Annotated in this window: 22 protein-coding genes; 9 read left to right on the top strand and 13 right to left on the bottom strand. The window is 64.5% G+C overall.

Going from position 1 to position 24,925, the window contains the following annotated elements:
• The first annotated feature begins 7 nt into the window (after positions 1 to 7).
• Together KUW00_RS10735 and KUW00_RS10730 are read left to right on the top strand one after the other, a co-directional pair.
• On the top strand, positions 8 to 2,095 hold the full coding sequence (locus KUW00_RS10735) for a hydantoinase/oxoprolinase family protein (RefSeq protein WP_222569047.1): 2,088 nt from the start codon (positions 8 to 10) through the stop codon (positions 2,093 to 2,095).
• Between the two features lie 110 nt (positions 2,096 to 2,205).
• Complete coding sequence (locus KUW00_RS10730; protein WP_222569046.1) at positions 2,206 to 3,165, top strand: helix-turn-helix domain-containing protein; 960 nt, start codon at positions 2,206 to 2,208, stop codon at positions 3,163 to 3,165.
• A 102-nt stretch (positions 3,166 to 3,267) separates the two neighbouring features.
• Here KUW00_RS10730 and gcvP read toward each other — a convergent pair whose 3' ends face one another.
• Both gcvP and gcvH read right to left on the bottom strand, forming a co-directional pair.
• Positions 3,268 to 6,162, bottom strand: a complete 2,895-nt coding sequence (gene gcvP, locus KUW00_RS10725) for an aminomethyl-transferring glycine dehydrogenase (protein ID WP_045991480.1) — start codon at positions 6,160 to 6,162, stop codon at positions 3,268 to 3,270.
• A 146-nt stretch (positions 6,163 to 6,308) separates the two neighbouring features.
• Positions 6,309 to 6,701, bottom strand: a complete 393-nt coding sequence (gene gcvH, locus KUW00_RS10720; protein WP_045991479.1) for a glycine cleavage system protein GcvH — start codon at positions 6,699 to 6,701, stop codon at positions 6,309 to 6,311.
• Positions 6,702 to 7,265: 564 nt separating this feature from the next.
• Here gcvH and KUW00_RS10715 point away from each other — a divergent pair.
• Positions 7,266 to 8,657, top strand: a complete 1,392-nt coding sequence (locus tag KUW00_RS10715) for an alanine/glycine:cation symporter family protein (protein WP_045991478.1) — start codon at positions 7,266 to 7,268, stop codon at positions 8,655 to 8,657.
• A gap of 83 nt (positions 8,658 to 8,740) precedes the next feature.
• Positions 8,741 to 9,850, top strand: a complete 1,110-nt coding sequence (gene gcvT, locus KUW00_RS10710; RefSeq protein WP_045991477.1) for a glycine cleavage system aminomethyltransferase GcvT — start codon at positions 8,741 to 8,743, stop codon at positions 9,848 to 9,850.
• Positions 9,851 to 10,001: 151 nt separating this feature from the next.
• Here the strand turns inward: gcvT and KUW00_RS10705 are convergent, their stop codons facing one another.
• The 6 genes from KUW00_RS10705 to KUW00_RS10680 form a co-directional block, all read right to left on the bottom strand.
• On the bottom strand, positions 10,002 to 10,595 hold the full coding sequence (locus KUW00_RS10705) for an alpha-ketoglutarate-dependent dioxygenase AlkB family protein (RefSeq protein ID WP_261392102.1): 594 nt from the start codon (positions 10,593 to 10,595) through the stop codon (positions 10,002 to 10,004).
• Positions 10,596 to 10,781: 186 nt separating this feature from the next.
• Positions 10,782 to 11,354, bottom strand: coding sequence for a phosphatase PAP2 family protein (locus KUW00_RS10700; protein ID WP_181248681.1), 573 nt, complete (start codon positions 11,352 to 11,354; stop codon positions 10,782 to 10,784).
• Between the two features lie 124 nt (positions 11,355 to 11,478).
• Positions 11,479 to 12,639 (bottom strand): glycosyltransferase family 4 protein, encoded by a 1,161-nt coding sequence (locus KUW00_RS10695; RefSeq protein ID WP_222569044.1) that lies wholly within the window; start codon positions 12,637 to 12,639, stop codon positions 11,479 to 11,481.
• Positions 12,640 to 12,802: 163 nt separating this feature from the next.
• Complete coding sequence (locus KUW00_RS10690; protein ID WP_108133577.1) at positions 12,803 to 13,738, bottom strand: LysM peptidoglycan-binding domain-containing protein; 936 nt, start codon at positions 13,736 to 13,738, stop codon at positions 12,803 to 12,805.
• Entirely contained in the window at positions 13,681 to 14,556 is an 876-nt protein-coding gene (locus KUW00_RS10685) for an acyltransferase (protein WP_222569043.1), read from the bottom strand. The genes KUW00_RS10690 and KUW00_RS10685 overlap by 58 nt, the downstream gene beginning before the upstream one ends.
• A 130-nt stretch (positions 14,557 to 14,686) precedes the next feature.
• Positions 14,687 to 15,589: a LysR family transcriptional regulator gene (locus tag KUW00_RS10680; RefSeq protein ID WP_045991473.1), complete on the bottom strand. Its 903-nt coding sequence runs from the start codon at positions 15,587 to 15,589 to the stop codon at positions 14,687 to 14,689.
• Between the two features lie 182 nt (positions 15,590 to 15,771).
• On the opposite strand from KUW00_RS10680, the gene KUW00_RS10675 reads away from it, so the two are divergent.
• The 3 genes from KUW00_RS10675 (at position 15,772) to KUW00_RS10665 (ending at position 18,839) form a co-directional block, all read left to right on the top strand.
• Positions 15,772 to 16,473, top strand: coding sequence for a CoA transferase subunit A (locus tag KUW00_RS10675; protein ID WP_045991472.1), 702 nt, complete (start codon positions 15,772 to 15,774; stop codon positions 16,471 to 16,473).
• 57 nt (positions 16,474 to 16,530) lie between these two features.
• Positions 16,531 to 17,190: a CoA transferase subunit B gene (locus KUW00_RS10670; protein WP_045991471.1), complete on the top strand. Its 660-nt coding sequence runs from the start codon at positions 16,531 to 16,533 to the stop codon at positions 17,188 to 17,190.
• Between the two features lie 356 nt (positions 17,191 to 17,546).
• Positions 17,547 to 18,839 (top strand): MFS transporter, encoded by a 1,293-nt coding sequence (locus KUW00_RS10665; RefSeq protein WP_222516841.1) that lies wholly within the window; start codon positions 17,547 to 17,549, stop codon positions 18,837 to 18,839.
• Positions 18,840 to 18,848: 9 nt separating this feature from the next.
• On the opposite strand, the gene KUW00_RS10660 is transcribed toward KUW00_RS10665, so the two are convergent.
• From KUW00_RS10660 to KUW00_RS10650, 3 genes are all read right to left on the bottom strand, one after another.
• Positions 18,849 to 19,607 carry a DUF1338 family protein gene (locus KUW00_RS10660; protein WP_222516840.1) on the bottom strand — a complete coding sequence of 253 codons (759 nt, stop codon included), beginning with the start codon at positions 19,605 to 19,607 and terminating at the stop codon, positions 18,849 to 18,851.
• 237 nt (positions 19,608 to 19,844) lie between these two features.
• Positions 19,845 to 20,108 (bottom strand): GrxA family glutaredoxin, encoded by a 264-nt coding sequence (locus KUW00_RS10655; protein WP_045991468.1) that lies wholly within the window; start codon positions 20,106 to 20,108, stop codon positions 19,845 to 19,847.
• Positions 20,109 to 20,295: 187 nt separating this feature from the next.
• Positions 20,296 to 21,126 (bottom strand): inositol monophosphatase family protein, encoded by an 831-nt coding sequence (locus KUW00_RS10650; RefSeq protein ID WP_045991467.1) that lies wholly within the window; start codon positions 21,124 to 21,126, stop codon positions 20,296 to 20,298.
• 120 nt (positions 21,127 to 21,246) lie between these two features.
• Between KUW00_RS10650 and hybE the strand changes: the two genes are divergently transcribed.
• Positions 21,247 to 21,666 (top strand): [NiFe]-hydrogenase assembly chaperone HybE, encoded by a 420-nt coding sequence (gene hybE, locus KUW00_RS10645; protein ID WP_108133582.1) that lies wholly within the window; start codon positions 21,247 to 21,249, stop codon positions 21,664 to 21,666.
• 142 nt (positions 21,667 to 21,808) lie between these two features.
• Entirely contained in the window at positions 21,809 to 22,576 is a 768-nt protein-coding gene (locus KUW00_RS10640) for a 3-hydroxybutyrate dehydrogenase (protein ID WP_375038409.1), read from the top strand.
• A gap of 337 nt (positions 22,577 to 22,913) precedes the next feature.
• Here KUW00_RS10640 and KUW00_RS10635 read toward each other — a convergent pair whose 3' ends face one another.
• Both KUW00_RS10635 and KUW00_RS10630 read right to left on the bottom strand, forming a co-directional pair.
• Entirely contained in the window at positions 22,914 to 23,453 is a 540-nt protein-coding gene (locus tag KUW00_RS10635) for a response regulator transcription factor (protein ID WP_045991464.1), read from the bottom strand.
• A 21-nt stretch (positions 23,454 to 23,474) separates the two neighbouring features.
• Positions 23,475 to 24,734, bottom strand: a complete 1,260-nt coding sequence (locus tag KUW00_RS10630; protein WP_045991463.1) for an ATP-binding protein — start codon at positions 24,732 to 24,734, stop codon at positions 23,475 to 23,477.
• Positions 24,735 to 24,925: the final 191 nt, after the last annotated feature.

Genomic DNA, 24,925 nt, shown 5'->3' with positions numbered 1-24,925 from the left:
GATTCCCATGACCGCAATCTATCGACTCGGCATCGACGCCGGCGGCACCTTTACCGACTTCATCCTGGCAGAGCGGGGCAAGGGCGTCAGCCTGTTCAAGAGCCCCTCCACCCCTGAGGATGGCACCCAGGCGATCCGCGCAGGCCTTGCCCAGATCGCCGATGCGCTGGGGCGTCCCGCCAGTGAGGTGGTGGCCAATGCCGATCTCTGCATCAACGGCACCACGGTGGCGCTCAACGCCCTGATCGAGCGTCAGGGCGCCAAGGTTGGCCTGCTGTGCACCGAGGGCCATGAAGACAGCCTGGAGATCCGCCTCGGTCACAAGGAAGACGGCTATCGCTATGATCCTGAGTATCCCCCGGCGCATATGCTGGTGCCGCGCTATCTTCGCCGGCCGATCGGCGGTCGCATGCTGGCCGACGGCAGCGAGCGTCAGCCGCTGGACGAGGAGGCGATTCGTGACGCCGTGGCGCTGTTCAAGCGTGAAGGGGTGGACGCGGTGGCGATCTCGTTTCTGTGGTCGGTGGCCAACACCGACCACGAGCAGCGCGCCCTGGCCATCGTGCGAGAGCTGATGCCCGACACCTTCGTCTGCTGCGGCAGTGAGGTCTATCCCCAGGTGCGCGAATACACCCGCACCTCGACCACCGTGGTCAACGCCTATCTGAGCCCGGTGATGCAGCGCTATGTCTCGCGCATCGACGCCCTGTTCGAGGAACTGGGGGCTCGCCAGCCGGTACAGTATTTCCAGTCCAACGGCGGACTGGCGCTGGGCAAGGTGATGCGCGAGAAGGCCGTGGCGGCGATCAACTCGGGTCCGGCCTCGGCGCCCCAGGCCGGGCTTTACATGGCCGGGCCGCTGGGTGTCGACAACGTCATCACCGTGGACATGGGCGGCACCTCCTTCGACATCACCCTGACCCGGGGTGGCCAGACCAACTACAGCAAGGATGTGGACTTCCTGCGCCAGCGCATCGGGGTGCCGATGATCCAGGTCGAGACCCTGGGGGCCGGCGGTGGCTCCATCGCCCACCTCAACGAACAGGGCATGCTGCAGGTGGGGCCGCGCAGCGCCGGCGCCTCGCCGGGGCCGGTGTGCTACGGCAAGGGAGGACGCGAACCCACCGTCACCGACGCCAACCTGGTGCTTGGGTACCTCGATCCCGAAGCGGTGCTCGGCGGTACCGTGCGCCTCGACCGTGAAGCGGCGGTGGTGGCGATTCGCGAAAGGATCGCCGAGCCACTGGGCATCAGCGTCGAGCGTGCGGCCTTCGGCATCTGCACCCTGGTCAACCTGAATATGGTCAATGGCATTCGCCGGGTATCGGTGGAGCAGGGTTACGATCCCCGTGACTTCACCCTGATCGGCGCCGGTGGCGCGGCCGGCATGCATCTGGTGCGCCTGGCCGAGGAGATCGGCGTGCGCCAGGTGCTGGTGCCCAAGGTGGCCTCAGGGCTCTGCGCCTTCGGCCAGATCATTTCCAATGTCCAGCATGAGCGGCTGACCTCGCTGGTGCTGCCGCTGGATGATGACCCGGAGCACCGCGCGCGGGTCAACCGGCGCCTTGCCGAGTTGCGTGATGAAGGCGTCGCCGAGCTCAGGCGTGATGGCTTCGAGGATAATGGCATTGCCTGCCGCTATCGCTTCGAGATCCGCTATCGCGGCCAGATCCACGAGTGTACGGTCGAGAGCGAGCGCGGAGAATTCGATGAGGCCGGCTGGCGCGAGCTGCGCGACGCCTTCCACGCTCGCCATGAGGCGCTCTATTCCTACTGCGAGCCCGACAGCGAGGTGGAGCTGGTCAACCTGGAGTGCTCGGTGATCGGTGAGGTGGAGCCGCCGACCATGCCGACCCTGGAGGCCCGAGGGGGGGAGCTTGAGGCAGCGCTGCTGGGTCGCCGTGATATGCTGTTCGACGGTGAAGGCGAACCCGTGCCCACGCCGGTCTACGACGGCGAGGCACTGGACCCCCAGCACGAAGTGGTCGGACCAGCGGTCATCCAGGAGGCCACCACCAATATCGTGCTGCCGCCCGGCTGGAAGGCGACCCTGTCGAGCACTGCAAGCTATGTGCTCAGCCCGATCGACGGCTGAGGCGACGGTTTCCCGGGGTCGGCAGGATCGATCCCGGGTTCTGCGCCACGAGACAGCCACACCAGACCGCAACAACAATAACGAGAGGCACGAGTGCCGAGGAGGTTGGCATGAGTGACATGGTCACGACACAGGATACCAGGGCGCGCTGGTCGCGCTGGATCTCCGACACCTACTTTCCCCTGAGCCTGAGCTACCGCGACGAAAACGCGCCATTTCGTGGTGATCTCAAGGTGTGGAAGACCGACGACCAGGACTTCTCGCTGTCACGCCTGACTTCCGACGGGCTAGTGTATTCCCGCGACCAGTCGCAGATCGCCGCCGATCCCGAGAGTTCCTTCCTGGTGACCATCCCCCAACGTGCCGGCGTGTTCTTCGAGCAGGGCGGACGTTCGCTGCGTTGCGAGCCGGGGCAGTTCCTGGTCGAGCGAGGGGATCTTCCCTATCGCTTCGGCTACGAGCAGGCCAATGCCATGTGGGTGTTCAAGGTGCCGGATGCCTCGATGAAGCATCGGGTGCGCGGTGTCGAGCGCTACGCTCAGCACTGCTTCGAGGCGAACACTGGCATGGGGCGGGCCTTCGTCGAGTTTCTGGCGATCTGTGCCAGTCGCTTCGATGAGTGCTCCCGCGATGAGCGTCAGCGCCTGTTCGAGCAGGCGCTGTCGATGCTGTCGCTGGTGCTGGAGAAGGATGACCGGGTGTTGGTCAGCGACCAGTCCCAGTTGAAAAGCGCCCACCTGATGCGGATCGAGCGATTCATCTCGGCCCGCCTTGGCGACCCGGAACTGGGGCCGTCAATGGTGGCGGAGGGATGCGGCATTTCGCTGCGCTATCTGCACAAGTTGCTGTCCGAGATCGGCCACTCGGTCAACGACTGGATTCGCATGCAGCGGCTTGAGGCCGCGCGTCGGGACCTGTGCGATCTGGCAGAAGGGGTGAGCATCGGTGAGATCGCCTACCGCTGGGGGTTCAGCGACCAGGCGCAGTTCTGCCGTGCCTTTCGACGCCGATTCGACTGCTCGGCCAGCGAGATGCGACATCGTCATCGGGATGGCCAGGGGGCCGGCTGAAGCCCGCCTTCGACAAGCTCCGAAACAAGGAGAGACAGCAAACGCAACGACGCGGCCCTTGGGCCGCGTCGTTGTTTGTCACCGCAGGAGCGTTGTGGGCGCTCAGTCGCGGTATTCGTCGATGCTCGGGCAGGAGCAGATCAGCTGACGATCGCCCAGCACGTTGTCGACCCGGTTGACCGCCGGCCAGTACTTGGCGCCCTTGACCGCCTCGGAGGGGAAGGCGCCGATCTCGCGGGAGTAGCCCCGGTTCCAGTCCGCGTCCATCAGGTCGGCCATGGTGTGCGGGGCCTTCACCAGAGGGTTGTCCTCCAGGCTCCACTCGCCGCTCTCGACCCGGGCGATCTCCTCGCGGATGCCGATCATGGCGTCACAGAAGCGGTCCAGCTCATAGAGCGACTCCGACTCGGTGGGCTCGATCATCAGGGTGCCGGCCACCGGGAAGGACATGGTGGGGGCGTGGAAGCCGTAGTCCATCAGGCGCTTGGCGATGTCTTCCTCGCTGATGCCGGAAGCCGCCTTGAGCGGACGGATGTCGATGATGCACTCGTGGGCCACGGTGCCGTTCTGGCCCTTGTAGAGCACCGGATAGTGCGCTTCCAGGCGAGTGGCGATGTAGTTGGCGCCGAGGATGGCAAGCTCGGTGGCCTCGCGCAGGCCGCGTGCTCCCATCATCTTGATGTAGGCCCAGGAGATCGGCAGGATCGAGGCCGAGCCGAAGGCCGCCGCGGACACCGCGCCGGAGTCCTCTTCGACACCGTCGATCGGGGTCACGCTGTGGTTGGCCACGTGGGGCGCCAGGTGCGCCTTGACACCGATCGGGCCCATGCCGGGGCCACCACCGCCGTGGGGGATACAGAAGGTCTTGTGCAGGTTGAGGTGGCTGACGTCGCCGCCGAAGTCACCCGGACGTGCCACGCCGACCTGAGCATTCATGTTGGCGCCGTCGATATACACCTGGCCACCGTTGGCGTGGACGATGTCGCAGGCCTCGCGCACGCCTTCCTCGAACACCCCGTGGGTGGACGGGTAGGTGAGCATGATCGCGGACAGCGCCTGTGAGTGCTGCTCGGCCTTGGCCTTGAGGTCGGCCAGGTCGATGTTGCCATCCTCGTCGCACTCCACCACCACCACGCGCATGCTGCACATGGCAGCAGAGGCCGGGTTGGTACCGTGGGCGGAGCTGGGAATCAGGCAGACGTCACGGTGGCCCTCGCCCTGGGCCGCCTGGTAGCGACGGATCGCCAGCAGACCGGCGTATTCGCCCTGGGCGCCGGAGTTGGGCTGCATCGAGATGTGGTCGTAGCCGGTGATCTCCACCAGGAAGGCCGCCAGTTCGTCGATCATCTGGCGATAGCCGGCGACCTGATCCTTCGGCGCGAAGGGATGGATGCGGGCGAACTCCGGCCAGGTGATCGGCATCATCTCGGTGGTGGCGTTGAGCTTCATGGTGCAGGAGCCCAGCGGAATCATCGCGTGGGCCAGCGACAGGTCCTTGTTCTCCAGGCGCTTGAGGTAGCGCAGCATCTCGGTTTCGCTGCGATAGCGCTGGAAGGTCGGGTGCTCAAGGAAGTCGCTCTCGCGTCGGCAGGCGGCGGGAATGCCGCTGGCCTGGGACTCGAGGATGCCGTCGTCGAGTTCGCGCACGCCAAGGCCGTGCTCCTCGCCCAGCAGCACGTCGAACAGCGCGTCCAGATCGTGGGCGGTGGTGGTCTCGTCGAGGCTGACACCCACGTCGCCGTTGTCGAAGTAGCGCAGGTTGATCTCGTGGGTCATGGCTCGACCGTGGATCTTGCCGCGATCGACCCCGGTCAGACGCAGGGTGTCGAAGTAGCTGTCGTTGGCCAGGCTGACGCCTTTCTGGGCCAGGCCGGTGGCCAGGATGGTGGTCAGCCGATGGATGCGCCCGGCGATGGTGCGCAGGCCCTCGGCGCCGTGATACACCGCGTAGAAGCCGGCGATGTTGGCCAGCAGCGCCTGGGCGGTGCAGATGTTGGAGGTGGCCTTCTCGCGACGGATGTGCTGCTCGCGGGTCTGCATGGCCATGCGCAGGGCGGTGTTGCCGCGGGCATCCTTCGACACCCCGATGATACGGCCGGGGATCGAGCGCTTGAGCTTGTCGGTGGTGGCGAAGAAGGCAGCGTGGGGGCCACCGAAGCCCATCGGCACGCCGAAACGCTGGCTCGAGCCGACCACGATATCGGCGCCCATGGCGCCGGGCTCCTTGAGCAGTACCAGGGCCATCAGGTCGGTGGCAACGCAGGTCATCACGCCACGCTTCTTGGCCTCGGCGATCAGCGGTGCCAGGTCGTGGACGCGGCCGTCATTGCCGGGGTACTGCAGCAGTGCGCCGAAGACGTCATGGCTTGCGAGTTCTTCCGCCGGGGCGATGACGATCTCGTAGCCGAACCAGGAGGCGCGGGTCTTGAGTACGTCCAGGGTCTGGGGGAATACATCGTCGGCAACGAAGAAGGCATTGGTCTTGGCCTTCTTGTTGGAGCGTCGGCACAGCGCCATGGCCTCGGCGGCGGCGGTGGCTTCATCCAGCAGCGAGGCGTTGGCCAGCTCCATCCCGGTCAGGTCCATCACCATCTGCTGGAAGTTCAGCAGGCCTTCCAGACGGCCCTGGGAGATCTCGGGCTGATAGGGGGTGTAGGCGGTGTACCAGCCCGGGTTTTCCAGCACGTTGCGCTGAATGACCGCCGGCAGGTGGGTGTCGTAGTAGCCCTGACCAATGTAGCTGCGGGCGACCTTGTTCTGGCGGGCCAGACGATACAGGTAGTCCAGCGCCTCGGCTTCGGCCTTGGGGGGATCCAGATCGAGCTCACGGCCCAGGCGGATGTTGGCGGGCACCGTCTTGTCGATCAAGGACTCCACGCCTTCGACACCCAGGGCCGACAGCATCTTGGCCCTGTCGTCCCCATCGGGACCATTGTGACGACGGAGAAAGGCATCGTGATCGGCCAGTTCGGCCAGGCGACGTGTATCGAAAGCCATGGAACACCTTGAGTGTGACGGACCCCGAAGATCCGGATGAATAACGGGTTGCCTCGCGTGGTGGCGGGCGCGTTGGCCGGGGCCACATGGCCCCGGCGAGGGGAGGGAGTGGCTCCCCCTGGTGGCGCGGGTCACAAAGGCCCGGCTCAGCCTTCGGCGTCGACCACCGCCTGATAGGCGTCGGCGTCGAGCAGGTCGTCGAGGGCGCTCTGGTCGTCGAGGCGCACCTTCATGATCCAGCCATCCTCGTAAGGCGCTTCGTTGACGGTCTCCGGAGCGTCCTCGAGGGACTCGTTGACCTCGACGATCTCGCCGTCCACCGGCGCATAAAGGTCAGAGGCGGCCTTGACCGACTCGATAACGCCGAATTCGTCGCCCTTGGCGAGGCTGGTGCCGACCTCGGGCAGGTCGACGAAGACCACGTCACCCAGGGCTTCCTGAGCGTGATCGGTGATGCCGATGGTGACGGTTCCGTCGCCGTTGTCCTGAATCCATTCGTGGCTGTCGACATAGCGCAGGTTGGCGGGGATTGAGCTCATCTCGATTTCCTATACGAAAAAGGTTTTCCGGTTTCGCGCATGCTAACGCCATTCTCGGCGTTTGGCGAGTCCATGATGAGAGAAAAACGGGGTGGTCGCCGCACTCTCAAGACATAGGGTGGAACGACTCGCGGTTGGCGTCCAGTCCACGCCCGTGGCTGATGCCACGGTGAGGTGAAAGGGATGGGCGGATGGCACGTGATGGACGCGTTGGTGGCGAGACCCGGCATGATTCGACGTTGGCGACTATGCTACAGACGTCGAAGAGGCGCGGGGGCCTTCAGCGACCAAAGGGGGATTTGCCAAGACCAAACGCCTTGGCTAAGGTGGCAAAAGTTTCCAATAGGAAACACGGTTGACGTTCATGCAAACAACGGCTGGCGAAGCGGCGTTAGCGTGGACAAGCGTTGCTGGTGCCCTTGCGACAATATCCGCTATCGTAGGCGGGTCCGTGCTGTCGATTCGTCTGATATGCCTGTTATTCCGATAACAATTCACGGTAAACAGGCTTTCTGCTGGTCGACAGCGCATAACAACAAGTGCCGAGTCAAAAGGGAGACTTCCGTGGAAGCACTCAACAATATCTTCTCCGCCATCAATGGGGTGGTGTGGGGACCGATCATGCTGATCCTGTTGCTGGGGGTGGGTATCTACCTCCAGTTGGGTCTCAAGCTCATGCCCATCCGCAAGCTGGGGATGGGGTTCAAGCTGATGTGGGGCGGGCGTGACAGCAAGTCCGAAAGCAAGGATGAAGGCGAGATCTCGCCGTTCAACGCCTTGATGACGGCGCTGTCGGCGACCATCGGTACCGGTAACATCGCCGGTGTGGCCACGGCGATTGCCCTGGGTGGCCCCGGTGCGGTGTTCTGGATGTGGATCACCGCCCTGGTGGGCATGGCCACCAAGTTTGCCGAGGCAGTGCTGGCGGTGCGCTATCGCGAGACCGATGACACCGGTTTCCATATCGGTGGGCCGATGTACTACATCAAGAACGGACTCGGCCGCAAGTGGCTGTGGCTGGGCGGTGCCTTCGCCTTCTTCGGCGCCGTGGCCGCCTTCGGTATCGGTAACACCGTGCAGTCCAACTCGGTGGCCGACGCCCTCGAGTCGAGCTTCGGCATCGAGCCCTGGATTACCGGTGTGGTGATCATGGTGCTGGCCGGTGCGGTGATCCTCGGCGGCATCAAGCGCATCGCCAAGGTGGCCGGCAAGCTGGTGCCGATCATGGGTATCGCCTACATCATCGCCGGTGTCAGTGCCCTGGCGGTCAACGCCGACCAGATCGGTGGCGCCCTGAGCAACATCTTCTACTACGCCTTCAATCCCCACGCCGCCATGGGTGGTTTCGCCGGCGCAGCGGTGATGGCGGCCATCCGTTTCGGTGTCGCTCGGGGTATCTTCTCTAACGAGGCCGGCCTTGGCAGCGCGCCGATCGCCCACGCCGCGGCCCAGACCAAGAACCCGGTTCGCCAGGGGCTGATCGCCATGCTCGGTACCTTCATCGATACCATCATGGTGTGCACCATCACCGCCCTGGTGATCCTGACCGCGCCGATCTGGGAGACCGGTGAGGCCGGCGCCTCGCTGACCGCGCTGTCGTTCGACAATGCCCTGCCCAATGGCTGGGGTGAGGCCATCGTGTCGATCGCCCTGGCGATCTTCGCCTTCACCACCATCCTTGGCTGGTCCTTCTATGGCGAGAAGTGCTTCCAGTTCCTGTTCGGTACCCGCTCCATCATGATCTACCGGGTACTGTTCGTGCTGGCCATTCCGGTGGGTGCGCTGGCCCAGCTTGGCTTCATCTGGCTGATGGCCGACACCTTCAACGCCATGATGGCGATTCCCAACCTGATCGCCCTGGCGCTGCTGTCGCCGGTGGTGTTCAAGCTGACCAAGGACTACTTCGACGGCAAGGACATCCTGCCGGGCGAGGCCCTTGATCACGACAAGTCCTGAGCCTGAGCCGACCACGGGAGGTGCCCTCAGGGGCACCTCCTGTCGTTGCAAGGGTTCTTTCACGAACCACGAGACGAAACGCCATGAGTGAACTCAAGACGACACCGCTGAATGCCCTGCATCGAGAGCTGGGGGCCAAGATGGTCCCGTTCGCGGGCTATGACATGCCCGTTCAGTATCCGCTGGGGGTCAAGAAAGAGCACGAGCACACCCGCGCGGCCTGCGGCCTGTTCGACGTCTCGCACATGGCACAGATCCTGATTCGTGGCGAGAACGCGCTGGCCGCGCTGGAGACCCTGGTGCCGGCGGATCTGGTCGGCCTGCCCGAAGGCATGCAGCGCTATGGCCTGTTTACCAGCGAAGACGGCGGGATCCTCGATGACCTGATGACGGTCAACGCCGGTGACCACCTTTACCTGGTGGTCAACGCGGCCTGTCGTGATCAGGACATCGCCCATCTGCGTCGCGGGCTGCCCGACCACGAAGTCGAGGTAGTCGATCGCGGCCTGCTGGCGCTGCAGGGGCCGAAGACCGCCGATGTCATGGCGCGCCTGTGTCCGGCAGCCTGCGAGATGGTGTTCATGCAGCATGGTCGCTTCGACATCGACGGTATCCCGGTGTGGATCAGCCGCAGCGGCTATACCGGCGAGGATGGCTTCGAGATCTCGGTGCCGGCGGATCAGACCGACGCCCTGGCGCGCAAGCTGCTGGCCGAGGAAGAGGTCGAGGCCATCGGCCTGGGGGCGCGTGATTCCCTGCGCCTGGAGGCCGGGCTCTGTCTCTACGGCCACGATATCGATACCACCACCACGCCGGTGGAGGCGGGGCTGATCTGGGCCATTGGCAAGCCACGTCGTCGTGGCGGCGAGCGCGCCGGTGGCTTCCCGGGGGCTGATCTGGTGCTGCACCAGGTCGAAGTCAAGGACCACCAGCGCAAGCGCGTCGGCCTGCTGGGCGAGGGGCGTGCTCCGGTGCGCGAAGGTGCCGAGCTCTACAGCGAGGACGATCGTCTGCTCGGGCAGGTGACCTCCGGTGGCTTTGGCCCCAGCGTCGGCAAGCCGGTGGCCATGGGCTACGTCAGCCTCGATCACGCCGAGATCGGCACCACCGTGTACGCCGAGGTGCGTGGCAAGCGTCTGCCGATGACGGTGACGCGCATGCCGGTCATCACACCGGGTTACTATCGCGGGTGATGACGCGGCTGATATCTCGATAGACAACGCGTTATACCGTTATCTTGCGTGGCGGAAAGTGCCATCGGATGAACGATCAACGGCGCCCATAGGGCGCCGTTTTTATGTCCTGGAGAAAGAGACGGCTCGGGTCTGGCGCCGGCATTGCAGGTCAGACGACAAGCCGACGAAAGGTCAGGTTGATTCGCTCGCCCGGGATCTTGCGCGGCAGCAGGGCGTGTTCGAGCTGTTCCTGGCAGCCTGGCCCCATCCATAGCAGGCTGCCGCTTTCGAGCCAGACGTTGAAGGCCTCGGACGAGCGGTCCTTCCAGCGAAAGCGCATGGGACGGGTCGCTCCCAGGCTGATGGAGGCGATGGTAGGGCAGTCGCCAAGTTCCGCTTCGTTATCGCAGTGCCAGCCCATGCGGTCCTCGCCGTTGCGATAGCGGTTGATCAGTACGCTATTGAAGGCGCTGGTCGGTGTGCTCTTGTCGACGGCCGAAAACCGTTCGAGCAGGTCATTGAGACGATCACGCAGGGCCGCCACCGTCGGATGCCAGGGGCAGGGCGCGAAGTCCCTGCCGGAGTAGCGATAGGCGTGATCGCCCATCCATACCTGCTGGCGGGGAATGGGATGACTGCGCCCGTAAAGGGTCAGTTCGGGCTGCTGCCAGTCGAGTTCCTGGCGCAGCCTATCCTGCAGGTCGCTGGCGTCGGACTCGCTTATGAGCCCGGGCAGGTAGTAAAGCGGCGGGGTCTCGACCAAGGTTTGGGATGGCGCTTCGAGTTGTGCTTCGTGTAGCAATTCGAGCAGCGCTTTGGGGTCATGTGGAGGCATTCAAGCAGGATGCCAGTGAAGGCTGGCTGACGCCACCGATCAGGAGCGGTGGCGCTTGTTCTAGAGGTGCGGGCGAGATGCGGGCGAGCGGCAGTGATGCCCCCCGAGGCGGCGTCAGTGGGACGCCGCGATCAGCAGAGTGGTCGAGGAAAGCCCGAGGCTAGCCAGGGCCATGCCATAGCCGAGCGCCGCGCCGGCAAGGACGTCACTGTAGTAGTGCAGTCCCAGACCCACCCGCGAGATGGCGATCAGGCCCGCCAGGGGCAGCAGCCAGGGCAGCAGGGCGGGGCTGTGTACCGCGACCAGGGTGCAGAACATCACCGCGTGCATGGTGTGGCCGCTGGGGAAGCTGTAGCGGTCCCTGGCCGGTTCGTTGCACTGGATGCTGCCGCCAAAGGTGATGAAGGGCCGCTCTCGACACAGACGGGTCTTCAGCAGCTTGTACACCGCGATCGCCACCACGGCGGTGACGGTGTATTCGAGCATCAGGCGCAGACCGATATCGCGGCCGTGGATCGCCGGCAGCGCCAGGATCAGCGCCACCCAGATCGGCCAGTCGCCCAGCTTGCTGGAGATCTTCAAGGTGGATAGCCAGGGGCGGTGAATGCTGAGGCCGGCGGTGCGCTGGCACAGTTGCCACTCGAGCATATCCAGGCGGTCGAACATCTGCGGGATTTTAGTGGGCATGTCACATCTCCCTGGCGGTAAGTCGTCTTCTAGCGTCTTTTGTCGTCATGTGTCGTGCTAGGGCCCGCTGCCTGTGGCCTCCACGCCGCCGCTCGGGCCGGCGGCGGGGTGTTCAACGAGCGATCTAGGCCTTGGCGGGGTCCGACAGGCCGGTTCCCGACGTCAGGGCTTGGTGATGGGCGTCGAGGAAGGTCTGGGCGATGGACGGCCAGCGGTAGGCCAGGGCGCGTTCCCGGGCGGCGCGGCCCAGGCGGGCGTAGCGTGCCTGCTGCTGGCATAGCGCTGTCGCCTGTTGGCGGAATTCGGCGTTGTCACCGGCGGCGACGCTGACACCATCCTTGTCGGTGGTGATCAACTCGGCGCCGGCCGCGTGGCGGAAGGCTACCACCGCCAGGCCGCTGGCCATGGCTTCGAGAATGACGTTGCCCCAGGTCTCCGACAGCGAGGGAAAGACGAAGATGTCGGCGCTGGCGTAGTGGATCTGCATCTCGGCGGAATCGATGAAGCCGGTAAAGATGGCGTCCGGCAGGGCCTTTTCCAGCGATGCCCGCCCGGGGCCGTCGCCCACCACCACCAGGCGCATGTCGGGGCGCGCCTCGAGCATGTCGAGAAAGGTGTCGCGCAACAGCTCCAGGTTCTTCTCCGGCGCCAGTCGGCCCACGTAAAGCGCCACCGGCTGGTGCTGGCCGACACCCCAGCTGTCGCGTAGTTGCTGACTACGCTTGGCGGGGGTGAAACGATCGCCTTCGATGCCGCGTGCCATGACGCTGACGCGCTCGAAGCCTCTTTGCGCAAGCTCCCGGGCTTGCTGATGGGTCGGTACCAGGGTCGCCGCACAGCGATTGTGAAAATGCCGCAGGCGATTGCGTACCAGTGGCGCCAGCCACGGCAGACCATAGTCCTGGCAGTAGTGATCGAAGTTGGTGTGCCAGCCGCTGACCACGGGAATGTCCAGCTTTTCTGCCGCGCGCAGGGCTGACCAGCCCAAGGGGCCTTCGGTCGCTACATAGATGGCGTCGGGACGATTGTCGCGCCATAGCCTGCGCAAACGACTGGCGGAGGCCCAGCCGATACGCACTTCCTTGTAGCGCGGCATCGACATGCCGCGTACGCGAAGTTCGTGGGCCATCCCGATGGCGGGTTCGGTGGAGCCGTCGACGGGGGCCGGCCGGACCAGCTGCAGCGTCACGCCAAGAGCACGCAGTTCCTGGCTGATGCGCCCCAGCGTATGGGCGACCCCATTGATATCAGGAGACCAGGTTTCGCTGACCAGACAGATGCGCATGGAATTCCTCGTACCGGTCGGGCCCCGTATGGCCCGCTCCCGAGACAGAGTGATGCTCCAGCATGACATCTCTAGGTCAGCGATATGAACAGGCTGTTACGGTGTCGACGGGGCCGGGCGACGGACAAGCGGTCTGTGCTTGCGTCGACTCGGCCCGCAGCGCTCAGCGAAGGATGGTGTCCGGGTCGATGGGCTTGCCGCCATGGCGCATGTCGAACAGCAGATCGTGGCGGCCGGTCGAGGCATGCTTGCCGACCACGCACAGTGGGGTGCCGCGGCTGACCTGTTCTCCCTGCTTGACCAGCAGGTCGTCACATAGCGCGTAGACACTCTGCAGGTTGTCGGCGTGGTGCACGATCACCACCTGGCCCAGTTGGCGCATGCCGTCGGCAAACCGCACCTGGCCATCGGCAACGGCCTTGGCCCGGGCGCCCTCGTCGGTGGCCAGCAGCATCGGCTGCAGGCTGCCGCGGCTGTCCTTCCCGTAACGGCGCACCACCCGGTAGTCGTCCAGCGGCCAGGGCCAGCCACGAGCGTTTGAGGCGACCGGACCGGGATCCGGCAACGAAGCGGAGCGAGAGGGGCTGGACGTGCCTGAGCTGCTGGATGATGAGCGGCTGGCGACCGATCGGCTGGCCAGCGGCACCTGGATCACCTGGCCGACCTTGAGGTCGGTGGCGCGGACGCCAGGGTTGGCACTCTGGATGCGCTGAGCGGTGGTGCCGAAGCGCCTGGCAACGGCGCTATAGGTGTCGCCGGGGCGGATCTGATAGCGATAGGGGCCACCGGACGGCGCCCGCTCCTGATGAGAGGGCACCAGCAGGCGCTGACCCACGGCCAGGTGGCGGGCGTCGACACCCGGATTGAAGCGCTGCAGTCGCAATAGCGGTACGCCGGCGCGGCGGGCGATGGAGCCGAGGGTGTCGCCGCGCTGCACGCTGATCCAGTCGCCGGCAATGCTGCTGCCGGCGACGCTGGCGCTGCGTTGCGATGACGCCGGCGATGCCCCCTGACCGGCGCAGCCGGCCAGCAGCAGGGCGATCACCAGCGGTGCGAGTCGAGTGAGGCGTCCTTGTTCTGCCACAGGGCGTTGAGCCATGAGTGGAAGCGTTCCTTGTAGTGCGGGTCGTCGTGATAGCGCCCCTCCAGCATCCACGGCGCCACGTCGAGGCGGCGTGCATCAAGGCGAATGGCCTTCTCCTGGCCGCACAGAAAGCGCCAGAAGCTGGGTTGGCTCGACTGGTAGTCGATGGTGAGGTCGATGATGGCGTCGAGACGATCGCCGAGCAGGTTCAGTACCTGGGCGATGCCGCCGGCCTTGGGGCGCAACAGATGGCGAAAGGGGCTCTGCCTGGCCTCGCGCTTGGCCGGGGTGAAACGGGTCCCTTCGACAAAGTTGATGATGGCAATGGGGACGTCGCGGGCACGCTTGCACATGCGCTCGGTGGCCTTGCGATCGCGCTCGGCAAGGCGTGGGTTGGCGGCCAGGCGCTCCTTGCTGTAGCGGCGCATGAAGGGAAACTCCAGTGCCCACCAGGCCATGCCTACTACCGGGATCCAGATGAGTTGCTGCTTGAGAAAGAAGCGCGGCATCGGGATCTTGCGATGAAAGGCCATCATCAGCAGGAAGATGTCGGTCCAGCTCCGATGGTTGGACAGCACCAGGTACCAGGCGTCCGGGCTCAGCCCCTCGGGCACCGACATGCGAAGGTCGGGCTTGACCCAGTGACGCATCCACCACAGGTTGAAACCGATCCAGTTGAGGGCGATGGCGTTGAGTCCGGCCAGCACGCGCCGCTGCCAGCGTCGCCCGGGGGTGACCACCTTGAGCAGGGTCAGGATCACCAACGGGATGGTCCAGAATAGCGTGTTGCCAACCAGCAGCAGAACGCTGATCAGGCCCTTGAGGGTCGACATTCCTTGGATAACCTCGCAACAGCAGATAGAGCGGGTGTCGCCTGGCCGTGACAGTGGGCGAGGCAGGCCCGCCAATCCTAATGGATCCGGTGCCGGCTGCCCAGTGCGAGGGTCCACGGCCATGTCGGCGTCATGCTTCGGAGAGGGTCGGTGTCTCGATATTGTCGACCAGTACCTGGAGCATGGCGCGGGCGGCCACCGACAGCTCGTGGGGGTTCCAGGTGACCACCCCCACGGCGCGCTCGATGACGGGATCCTTGAGCGGGCGGCAGACCGCGCCGGCCTCCTGCATCTGACGCAGGCACAGCGAGGGCACGGCGCTGACGCCCAGGCCATTGGCCACCATGCGCCCGACGCTGGCGAGCTGATGGGTCTCGAAGGCTACCTTGAGGGCCCCGTGGCGGGCACCGAGCTGCTGCTCCAGCAGGCGGCGTACCATGGAAGGCCGCTGCAGCGCCACGAAGTCCCAGCTCATCAGGCTTTCCCAGTCGAGGCTCGAATGCTGTACCAGAGGCGAGCGTGGGGGCAGCACGGCCACGAAGCGGTCGTGAAACAGCGGAGTGAAGTGCAGGCTGCCGGTGGCCTCCGGCTCGAAGGCGATGCCCATCTCCACCTGGCGCTGGCGCACCATGTCGATCACCTGCTCGTTGACCACGTCATGTACGGTGACGTTGATACGCGGGTGCTGGCGGTGAAACACCCCCAGCGCCGGGGCCAGCAGATTGCCGGCAAAGGCCGGCATGGCGGCCAGGGAGAGCCGTCCAAGTTGCAGGGTGAAGCGTTGGCGCAGGGCGTCCTCGGTGTTGTCCCATTCCACCAGCAAGCGTTTGGCCAGTGGCACCAGGGACTCACCTTCGGGGGTCAGGCGGACGCTTCGGGTCGTGCGGATCAGCAGTCTACCGCCTAGGCTGTCCTCGAGACCCTTGATCGCCAGGCTCAGCGCCGGCTGGGAGAGGTGGAGCTGTTCACAGGCCTGGGTGAAGCTCAGGGTTCTGGCCACCGCCAGAAAGGCACGCAGTTGCTTGACGGTCACGACATGCTACCAAGGTCAAATTTATTTAAAGATATAAATAATCAATAAAGAAAACAAACTTAACAAATATATGGGGGCGAGCAACACTGCCTTCAGTGCTACCTTGAGGCAGGGCGGGGCACCGGAACGGTGCCGGTTCGCCACCTCTCCTTTCACTTTCATCGACAGACGAGGCGCCCCACATGGCCGGATTCGACAAGCGCGTGTATTCCTATGAAGAGGCGATGGACGGCATCGAGAGCGGTATGACGGTGCTGGCCGGAGGCTTCGGTCTCTGCGGCATTCCGGAGAACCTGATCGCCGAGATCAAGCGTCGCGGGGTCAAGGACCTCACGGTGGTCTCCAACAACTGTGGCGTCGATGGCTTTGGCCTCGGGGTGCTGCTGGAGGATCGTCAGATCAGCAAGATCCTGGCCTCCTACGTGGGCGAGAACGCCCTGTTCGAGCGTCAGATGCTCGACGGCGAGATCGATGTGCAGCTGACCCCGCAGGGGACCCTGGCCGAAAAGATGCGCGCCGGTGGTGCCGGTATTCCCGCCTTCTACACCGCGACCGGCTATGGCACCCCCATCGGTGAGGGCAAGGAAGTGCGCGAATTCAACGGTCGCCACTATATCCTCGAAGAGGCCATCGTCGGTGACTTCGCCATCGTCAAGGGCTGGAAGGCCGATCGCTACGGCAATGTGGTCTATCGCAAGACCGCCCAGAACTTCAATCCCATGGTCGCCACCGCCGGCAAGATCACGGTGGTCGAGGTCGAAGAGATCGTCGAGCCGGGCGAGCTGGATCCGGCCGAGATCCACACGCCCGGTATCTACGTCGACCGCCTGATCCAGGGCACCTTCGAGAAGCGTATCGAGAAGCGCACCGTACACCAGGGCTGATCAGGCGCATCGCCCTGACGCAACGACTTCTCCTAAGAACAGCAAAGAGGCATCAAGATGGCACTCACTCGTGAACAGATGGCGCAGCGTGTCGCGCGCGAACTCGAAGACGGCTTCTACGTGAACCTGGGCATCGGCATTCCGACCCTGGTGGCAAACTATATTCCGGAAGGCATGGACGTGATGCTGCAGTCCGAGAACGGTCTGCTCGGCATGGGGCGTTACCCCACCGAGGAAGAGGTCGATCCGGACATGATCAACGCAGGCAAGCAGACCGTCACAGCGCGTCCGGGGTCGGCGATCTTTTCCTCGGCGGAGTCCTTCGCGATGATTCGCGGCGGTCACGTCGACCTGACGGTGCTGGGCGCCTTCGAGGTTGACCAGAACGGCAACATCGCTTCCTGGATGATCCCGGGCAAGCTGATCAAGGGCATGGGCGGAGCCATGGACCTGGTGGCGGGTGCCGAAAACATCATCTGCACCATGACCCATGCCTCCAAGGACGGCACCTCCAAGCTGCTGGAGTCCTGCAGCCTGCCGCTGACCGGTGCCGGCTGCATCAATCGTGTGCTGACCGATCTGGCCTATCTGGAGATCGACAACGGCGCCTTTATCCTCAAGGAGCGGGCACCGGGCGTCAGTGTCGAGGAGATCAAGGAAAAGACCGCCGGCAAGCTGATCGTGCCGGATGACGTTCCGGAAATGGTCTTCGACTGACCAAAACGCCCTTTGACCAGCGTCACCCTTGCCGAGCCAGCATGTTCTGCTGGCTGATACCTTGAGCGAGAACAAGGTTTTGGCACCCTCGCAGCGGCCCGGCTTACGCCGGGCCGCTGGCGTTTGCGAGACCCTGTCGTGGTTGCCGAATTTATGACCATCTTGAGTCCGGTGCCGCAGTGATCGGGCTTTTGGACGGTTCAAACGCCTTGATGCACAGCTTTATCCACAGAATCTGTGGATGAACCTCGTGGGAGGGATGGAGACTCGAGCCCTGGCAGGTACAATGCGGCGCCCAGGTCACTGGTCGAGACGGGCTCTCGGCCGGCCATTCGCCATCGCCACGGAGGTCTGTGTTGCGCGCACTCCCTGCCACTCTCCCGGTTCTGTTCCTGTGTGAGATCAGCTTCCTGCTGGGTCACGGTCTGATCATGACCCTGCTCGGGGTCCGCATGTCGCTGGAGGGCTTCCCCTCCCAGATGGCGGGGCTTCTGATGTCGAGCTTCTCGCTGGGGTTCGTGGCCGGAAGCTACTGGCTCGAGAAGCGCATTCGCAGTGTCGGCCATATTCGCGTGTTCGCCGCCTGTGCGGCGTCGCTGGCGGTGACCGCCATGCTTCATGGACTGTGGATCAATCCCTGGGCCTGGCTGGTCTGGCGGCTGATCGGGGGTGGTGCCACGGCGGGCCTGTTGATGGTCATGGAGTCCTGGGTGTCGGGGGAGTCCAGCAACGATAATCGCGGTCGCGTGCTGGGCTGGTACATGGTGATTTCGACCACCTCGCTGGCCGGCGGCCAGTGGATGCTCAATCTGGCCGACCCGGGCGGCCCGGTACTGTTCTCGGTGGTGGGGATGCTGTTTGCGCTGTCGCTGGTCCCGTTGTCGATTCATCGCATCCACGGGCCCAGTCGTCACCACGACGTGACGCCGCGCAAGATTCGTCTGTCGACCCTGTATCGGCGGGCGCCGGTGGGCCTGGTCGGTGCCTTTACCGGCGGCCTGATGGTGCAGGCGTTCTTCGCCATGACTCCGTACTACGGTCAGGAAATCGGCCTGACCACCGCCCAGACCGCCAAGTTCATGGCGGTTACCACCCTGGTGGCGCTGGTCGCCCAGTGGGGGCTGGGACGGGTTTCGGATCGTCTCGACCGGCGTCGCGTCATTCTGTGGATGGCGATCGTGATGACCGTCACCGGTGCTCTGATCTCGGCGGCGGCCGGTGCCAGCTTCTGGCTGCTGCTGGCGATCGCCTGCGGCCACACTGCCATGCTGCACACCCTGTACTCGCTCAGTCTGGCCCATACCAATGACTGGCTCGAACCCGAGGAGGTGGTCGCTGCCAATGCCAAGCTGATGATCTGGTACGGCATCGGCTCGGTCATCGGGCCTTTCAGTGCCTCGCTGGTGATGCAGGCGGCGGGTCCCGACGGACTGTGGCTGTTTCTCGGCATGGCGGCGTTTGCCCTGGCCATGTTCGTGATGGTCAGGCTCCACGGTGAGCGGGGCAAGTCGGTCGAGCAGGAGCCCTTCGTCGCTCAGCCGGTGATGGAGACTCCGCACTTCGCCGAGATCGATCCCCGCTACGAGCCCCAGCAGCTTGAGCTGGACCTGGAGGGTGAAGAAGAGCACACAGCCGACGCCGTCGGCTGACGCCCGGCGTCAGGTGATTTCGCAGCGGCTGTGGGGTGGCAGCATCACGTCGGCGGTGCGTTGCTGGCCCGCACTGGCCTGTTTTTCCAAGAGCAGCAGGCCGCCGAGCTGCACCCGATGTTCATCTCCCAGGGCGAACGCCAGACGCCGAGAACAGGTCGGGTAGAAGCGGTGTTCGACCATCGCCGACAGGGGGAGCGCCAGATCCTCGTTCTGTCCGGCGTGCAGGCCATGTTGCTGGAGTGCCTGGTCCAGCTCGACCAGGCTTCTGTCGAGTCTGTGGCAATCGAAGGCGACGTGATGCACCCGGGGGCCCATGACCGCCAGCCAGCCGGCCAGTGGATGGGCGCGATGAAGCTGCTGGTAGCTGTCCCAGTCAGGCATCGACCAGGGGCGGTTGGCGCCAAGCAATGGGGTTCGTTCTGCGTTGCCGGTGGCGACCAGCTTCAGCAGAGTATCGCGAGGCTGTCGCGACAGACGGGTGGTCTGCAGCTCGACGATGTTCAGTCTCGGCCCTTCTTCACGGCCGGCGAACAGGCAGGCGAGCAGGCCTCGGTCGGGCAGGGCGTAGCGATATAGAGGGCGGTAGCCGTGCTGTTCAAGAGCCGGCAACAGGGAGGCCAGGCTCCAGGGGGACTGGCTCACGGTGACCAGCGTGAAGCACTCGACCGGCGCATCCACCGGCCACAGGCGCAGCGCACCGATGTCAGGGTGCTGATGGACGTAGTCCAGCCACAATTGCTGAACGAAGCGCTGCTGCTCTGTCATTGCCGATCCTTGCCTGCCAGGAAGCCTGTTCTGTGAGTATAGGCAGGAAGGAGGGACGATCTTTCAACGACGGGCGAACGTTCAACGGTTTCGGCGGCCAGACGGGTGAGGGCACGGTCTGTTGGCCAGGATGGGCAGGGCAGGTGGCATGACCAGGCGCACGTTTCGTGGGGTCTTCAGCAAAAAAACGGGAAGCCCGTGTGGGCTTCCCGTCTTGCTACCGGCTGTGCCGTCGGTTCAGGCAGGCATCAGCTCATTGTCGCGAACGTACTGGTCGAACTCGGTGAAGCCGCCCACGTGGGTCTGGTCGACGAAGATCTGCGGCACGGTGGTGACCGGCTTGCCGATGGTCTTTTCCATATCGGCCTTGGTGATGCCTTCTTCGTGGATGTCCACGTAGCGGTAGCCCTCGATGCGACCGGCGTCGCTCAGAGAGTTGGCGAGCTCCTTGGCGCGTACGCAGAAGGGGCAGCCGGGGCGACCGAAGATGACAACAATCATGAAAGCTCCTCGCATCGTTGATGCAGTGGGTAGTGTTGAATCAGCGACCTGTCCGACGCCATGCAGCGGGACGGCCAATGAGTAAGTGGATGGCGCGCATTGTGACGGATTGCGTCGCGGAAGGCCAATAGCGTTGCTGAATGCCGTTCGATCGAACACGGCTATCGGCATGGCGAAAAGTCGACGCTCAACCGATACCGATATCGCGCAATTCCCCTGCGTCGGCCTGGCGCAGCAGCTCTCCGAGTTCGTCGAAGATCGCCGGGGCGCTGACCAGCAGGTTCTCGCCGTAAAGGTCCTCGGGCAGGCCCTCCGGGCAGGGATACAGGTGCCCGGTGCGGGCGCCGGCCTCTCGGGCGATCAGCCAGCCTGCGGCGAAATCCCAGGGAGAGACGGTTTCGTAGTAGGCGTCCAGGCGACCACAGGCGACATCGCACAGATCCAGGGCGGCGGCGCCGTTGCGACGCACATCGCGACAGTGGTGAAGCACCGCGCCAAGGCGTCGCATCAGGGGCAGACGGCTATCACGCCGGTACGGAAAGCCGGTACCGACCAGGCTCTGCTCGAGGGACTCGCTCTGGCTTGCGCTGATCGACTGTCCATTGCGCCAGGCGCCCTTGTCGCGTATTGCGGTGAAGGTCTCGCCGAGGAAGGGGGCATGGACCACGCCCAATTGGGTGACGCCATCCTTGACGTAGGCGATGGACACCGCCACATGGAAAAGCCCGTGGGCGAAATTGACGGTACCATCGATGGGGTCGACCACCCACAGGGCGCCATCTTCTTCCACGGCATCCTTGTCGGGGGCCAGCTCCTCGCTGAGGCGGTCCTCGCCGGGGAAGGCCGACTCCAGGCGTTCGGTGATCATGGTGTCCACCGCCACGTCGGTATCGGTGACCAGCTCCTGGCCTTCCTTGAAGTGATGCTTGAGGTCGTCACCTTCGCGGGCATCGCGGATCATCTTGCCAGCCGCCGTGGCGATGTCGATGGTGGCTTCCAGACGTTCCTCGAGGGTCATGGGCGACTCCTTGCAGGGGGGGGATTTTGGCTGAAGTCTAACATTCCCGTTCGGCGCGTGCCTGTGGGTGTCGAGGACAGTATCGGGGAATCAAGGGTTCAACAGTGACAGGAAGGCGTGATGTCTGCGTTATCGATGGAGCAGTACCGGCGGCTGGAACGTCTTGCCAGGGAATTCAGTGATCGTCACCTGCGAGCGTTCAAGGCGCGTCCGGAGTTTCACCCCCGGCTTGCGGTGGATGCCTTGTGTTTTGCGCCCTGTCCTGGCCGGCCTGGATGGCTGGTTGGCGCCTGGCTGACGCCCTGCGACCTGTCGCTGGCGCTGGTGCGGGAATCCGCCGAGGCGTGCGATACGGGCACGGCAGGGCCTCAGGTGCTGGAGCTGCCAAGGGGGGAATTCGAGCTGGAGCCGGAAATCATGGCCGGGGACATACTGTGGCGCTGCCTGCTGTTGAACGACCTTGGCGATGTCGACGACATGGGCGAGGCCTGTCGCCTGGCACAGCGGCTGATGGACAAGGTGATGACGGCCCCCGAGTGAGCGATCGAGACCTTTGTCCGGCTGGCGCTGCAATGCAGCACTGGCATATGCTGGGATGCTGATGTAGGCATTGGCAGGCATCGTCATCAGCGACGCCACCCGTTCAACGGGTGATGTGTTCCAGACCCAGAGGAGAGCAATAGTGAGCGATCATTCCACTCCCAGAGTTGCCCTGGTGACCGGCACCAGCAGCGGCATCGGTGCGGCGGTCGTCGCCCATCTGCGTGCTCAGGGGCATCAAGTCCTGGCGGTCGACTTCAACCCGGCCGGACGGGAGGTGGCCGAGGCCGAGGGTGCGGTCTTCCACGAGGCCGATCTGACCCAGGCCGAGGCCTGTCGCGGCGCCGTCGATGAAGCCCTGAGGCGTTTCGGGCGGCTGGATATTCTGGTCAACAACGCCGGCATCCAGCACGTCGCTCCCATCGAGGAGTTTCCCCAGGAAAAATGGCGTCAGATCATCGATCTGATGCTGACCGCGCCCTTCCTGCTGACCCAGGCGGCCTGGCCGTCGATGCGCGAGAACGGTTGGGGGCGCATCGTCAATATCGCCTCGGTCCATGCCCAGGTGGCCTCGCCCGGCAAGGCCGCCTACATCAGCGCCAAGCATGGCATGATCGGACTGACCAAGACCGCTGCGCTGGAAGGCGGCGCCCAGGGCATCACCGCCAACGCCCTGTGTCCGGCCTACGTCAAGACGCCACTGGTGGACAATCAGATCGCCGACCAGGCCAGACTCCATGGGATGGAGGAGCAGGAGGTGATCGAGCAGATCATGCTCAAGAATGCTGCCGTGAAGCGCTTGATCGACCCCTCCGAGGTGGCGAGCCTGGTCGGGTATCTTGCCTCGGATGCGGCCGGTGCAGTCACAGGCGCCAGCTGGAATATCGACCTGGGCTGGACCGCCCAGTAAAGCACGCTGTTGCAGTGCCTTCTGTTGCAGAGCCTCTGCTGAAGACCCCCTGGCGCTTGGCCCTTCGTGGTGAGAGTCTGGGGGTAAAATGCACGGGCGCAAAGACCTCTGATCTAGAGGCGCCTGGCGCAGAGAAGGACGGTGGAGAGGGCTGGTAGAGAAAGGGCTGGTAGAGAGAGGGCCTGTATCGAGACACCCGGCGTCGGGCATGCACTAGCGTGCTGAGCTCAAACAAGAGACGCAGCCCTTGGGCTGCGTCTCTTTTGTATCGGGTGTCCGCTGTATCGGGGGGCCTACTGTAGCGGGTGTCTGACAATGGCAGCGTACGATGGTGTCATCAACGCCGGACTGGCCGCTTCTGCAGCTTGCGCTGCAGGGTGCGACGGTGCATGCCGAGCGCCCTGGCGGTGGCCGAGATATTGCCGTCGTGTTCCTGCAGCACCTTCTGGATATGCTCCCAGGTCAGGCGGTTGATCGACGGCGGGTTGTCTGCCACCTCGGTCTCGGGATTTCCCTCACGCTGTTCCAGGGCGCTGAGTACCTCGTCGGCGTCCACTGGCTTGCACAGGTAGTTGACCGCCCCGAGCTTGATCGCCTCCACCGCCGTGGCGATGCTGGAGTAGCCGGTCAGCACCACGATGCGGCAGTCGGGAACCACCTCCAGCAGTTCGGGCAACAGCTTCAACCCCGAGTCCTGGTCGAGCTTGAGGTCCAGGGTGGCGACCTCAGGCTGGTGGCGACGCGCCAGTTCCAGCGCCTGGGTGGCGTCATGGGCCACCTCGACCTCGTGGCCGCGGCGCTGCATGGCGCGTTCGAGTACGTGGCAAAAGACCTCATCGTCATCGATGATCAGTAGCCGGTGTGCGGTGTCTTGCATGATGTCCTCGTGAATGGAGACTCAGCCGACGCGGGGCAGGGTGACCTCGGTCAGGGTGCCGCCGTCGTGATGATTATACAGACTGACGCCCCCGCCGAAGCGATTGATGGTGGCATGGGTCAGGAACAGGCCGATTCCCAGTCCCTTGCTCTTGGTCGACACGAAGGTCTCGCCGAGCTGGTCGGCGATCGACATGGGGATGCCTGGCCCATGATCGCGGATATCGATGATCACCTTGTCGGCGGTCCAGTCGAGCTGGATCTCGATATCGTCCGGTTGGGCGTCGGCGGCGTTGTTCAGCAGGTTGGTCAGCGCCTGGTCCAGGGTGGTATCCACCGCGATCGATGGCTGGCCGCGTCGGCGCGCGACCTCAAGGCGATGGGTAACGTCCGGGCGCAGCACCAGCCAGCGGTCGATCACGCCGTCGAGCCAGCTCTGGGCGTCGCGGGTCTCCGGCTCGTCCTTGCGTCTGAGGTCGGCGCTTTCGACCAGGTTGCGCAGGCGCGCCTTGCAGGTGTCAACCTGCTGGCGCAACAGGTCGATATCTTCCACCAGCCTGGGGTCATCGTGGTGTTCGTTCTTGAGTTCGGACAGCACTACCGCCATGGTCGACAGCGGCGTGCCGAGTTCGTGGGCGGTGCCGGCGGCCTGGGTCGCCACCGCCAGCACCTGCTCCGAGCGTAGTGCCGCCTCGCGAGTCCGAGCCAGGGTCTGGTCGCGATGGCGCAGGGCGTGGGCCATCTTGTAGATGAAGAAGGTCACCAGGCCTGCCGACAGGAAGAAGTTGAGCCACATGCCCAGCACGTGAAGGTTGACGCTGGAGGCATAGTGGGAGCCCAGCTGTGGCACCGGATGGTAGACCACCATCAGGGCGCTGTAGGCGGCCATGGCGGTGAGTGCCAGGATCCAGGCGTGACGCCAGGGCAGGGTGGCAGCGGCGATGGTCACCGGCACCAGATAGTAGGTGATGAAGGGATTGGTCGCACCGCCGGTAAAGTAGAACAGCAGGGTCAGCCCGGCCACGTCCAGCAGCAGGTGGATCAGGTACTCGTGATGGCTGACATCCCTGGGCCGGCCCAGGCGCCACCAGGTGGCGATATTGATCAGGCCCATGGCGACGATCACCGCGATCACCGCAGGAACGTCGAGGGCGAAGTCCAGCAGCTCGATGCCGACGATGATGGCGACCAGAAAACCGGTCCAGGTGATGCCGCGTACAAAGGTCAGGCGGATCAGATTGCGGTTGGGCGTCGACAGCGGCAGTGGAAGGGCGGCAGGCATGATCTCTCCCTCGATGAGTGGCGGCATGATAGCGCATCGCAGGCCCGGCCGTCGTGGGGCGCGCGCTACAGGCACGGCGCCCGGATCGGTGGCTCCGCTCCCAGGGGCATGCGCACAAGGGACAAGGTCGTTGGCGGTGAGCGATTGCGTCTCGCCCGTGGCTGGGCAACAGTGGCAGGAGCCTGTGCAGC

The organism is Halomonas sp. DP5N14-9 (assembly GCF_019802175.1).
In the GTDB taxonomy this organism is placed as follows: domain Bacteria; phylum Pseudomonadota; class Gammaproteobacteria; order Pseudomonadales; family Halomonadaceae; genus Halomonas; species Halomonas litopenaei.
The sequence above is the reverse complement of the archived record's forward strand: the minus strand, read 5'-3'. Positions and strand labels throughout refer to the sequence as shown.

Coding starts and splice junctions, on each gene's coding strand:
- KUW00_RS10735 (WP_222569047.1), top strand. CDS start 8: ATGACCGCAATCTATCGACTCGGCATCGACGCCGGCGGCACCTTTACC.
- KUW00_RS10730 (WP_222569046.1), top strand. CDS start 2,206: ATGAGTGACATGGTCACGACACAGGATACCAGGGCGCGCTGGTCGCGC.
- gcvP (WP_045991480.1), bottom strand. CDS start 6,162: ATGGCTTTCGATACACGTCGCCTGGCCGAACTGGCCGATCACGATGCC.
- gcvH (WP_045991479.1), bottom strand. CDS start 6,701: ATGAGCTCAATCCCCGCCAACCTGCGCTATGTCGACAGCCACGAATGG.
- gcvT (WP_045991477.1), top strand. CDS start 8,741: ATGAGTGAACTCAAGACGACACCGCTGAATGCCCTGCATCGAGAGCTG.
- KUW00_RS10700 (WP_181248681.1), bottom strand. CDS start 11,354: ATGCCCACTAAAATCCCGCAGATGTTCGACCGCCTGGATATGCTCGAG.
- KUW00_RS10695 (WP_222569044.1), bottom strand. CDS start 12,639: ATGCGCATCTGTCTGGTCAGCGAAACCTGGTCTCCTGATATCAATGGG.
- KUW00_RS10690 (WP_108133577.1), bottom strand. CDS start 13,738: ATGGCTCAACGCCCTGTGGCAGAACAAGGACGCCTCACTCGACTCGCA.
- KUW00_RS10685 (WP_222569043.1), bottom strand. CDS start 14,556: ATGTCGACCCTCAAGGGCCTGATCAGCGTTCTGCTGCTGGTTGGCAAC.
- KUW00_RS10675 (WP_045991472.1), top strand. CDS start 15,772: ATGGCCGGATTCGACAAGCGCGTGTATTCCTATGAAGAGGCGATGGAC.
- KUW00_RS10670 (WP_045991471.1), top strand. CDS start 16,531: ATGGCACTCACTCGTGAACAGATGGCGCAGCGTGTCGCGCGCGAACTC.
- KUW00_RS10660 (WP_222516840.1), bottom strand. CDS start 19,607: ATGACAGAGCAGCAGCGCTTCGTTCAGCAATTGTGGCTGGACTACGTC.
- KUW00_RS10655 (WP_045991468.1), bottom strand. CDS start 20,108: ATGATTGTTGTCATCTTCGGTCGCCCCGGCTGCCCCTTCTGCGTACGC.
- KUW00_RS10650 (WP_045991467.1), bottom strand. CDS start 21,126: ATGACCCTCGAGGAACGTCTGGAAGCCACCATCGACATCGCCACGGCG.
- hybE (WP_108133582.1), top strand. CDS start 21,247: ATGTCTGCGTTATCGATGGAGCAGTACCGGCGGCTGGAACGTCTTGCC.
- KUW00_RS10635 (WP_045991464.1), bottom strand. CDS start 23,453: ATGCAAGACACCGCACACCGGCTACTGATCATCGATGACGATGAGGTC.
- KUW00_RS10630 (WP_045991463.1), bottom strand. CDS start 24,734: ATGCCTGCCGCCCTTCCACTGCCGCTGTCGACGCCCAACCGCAATCTG.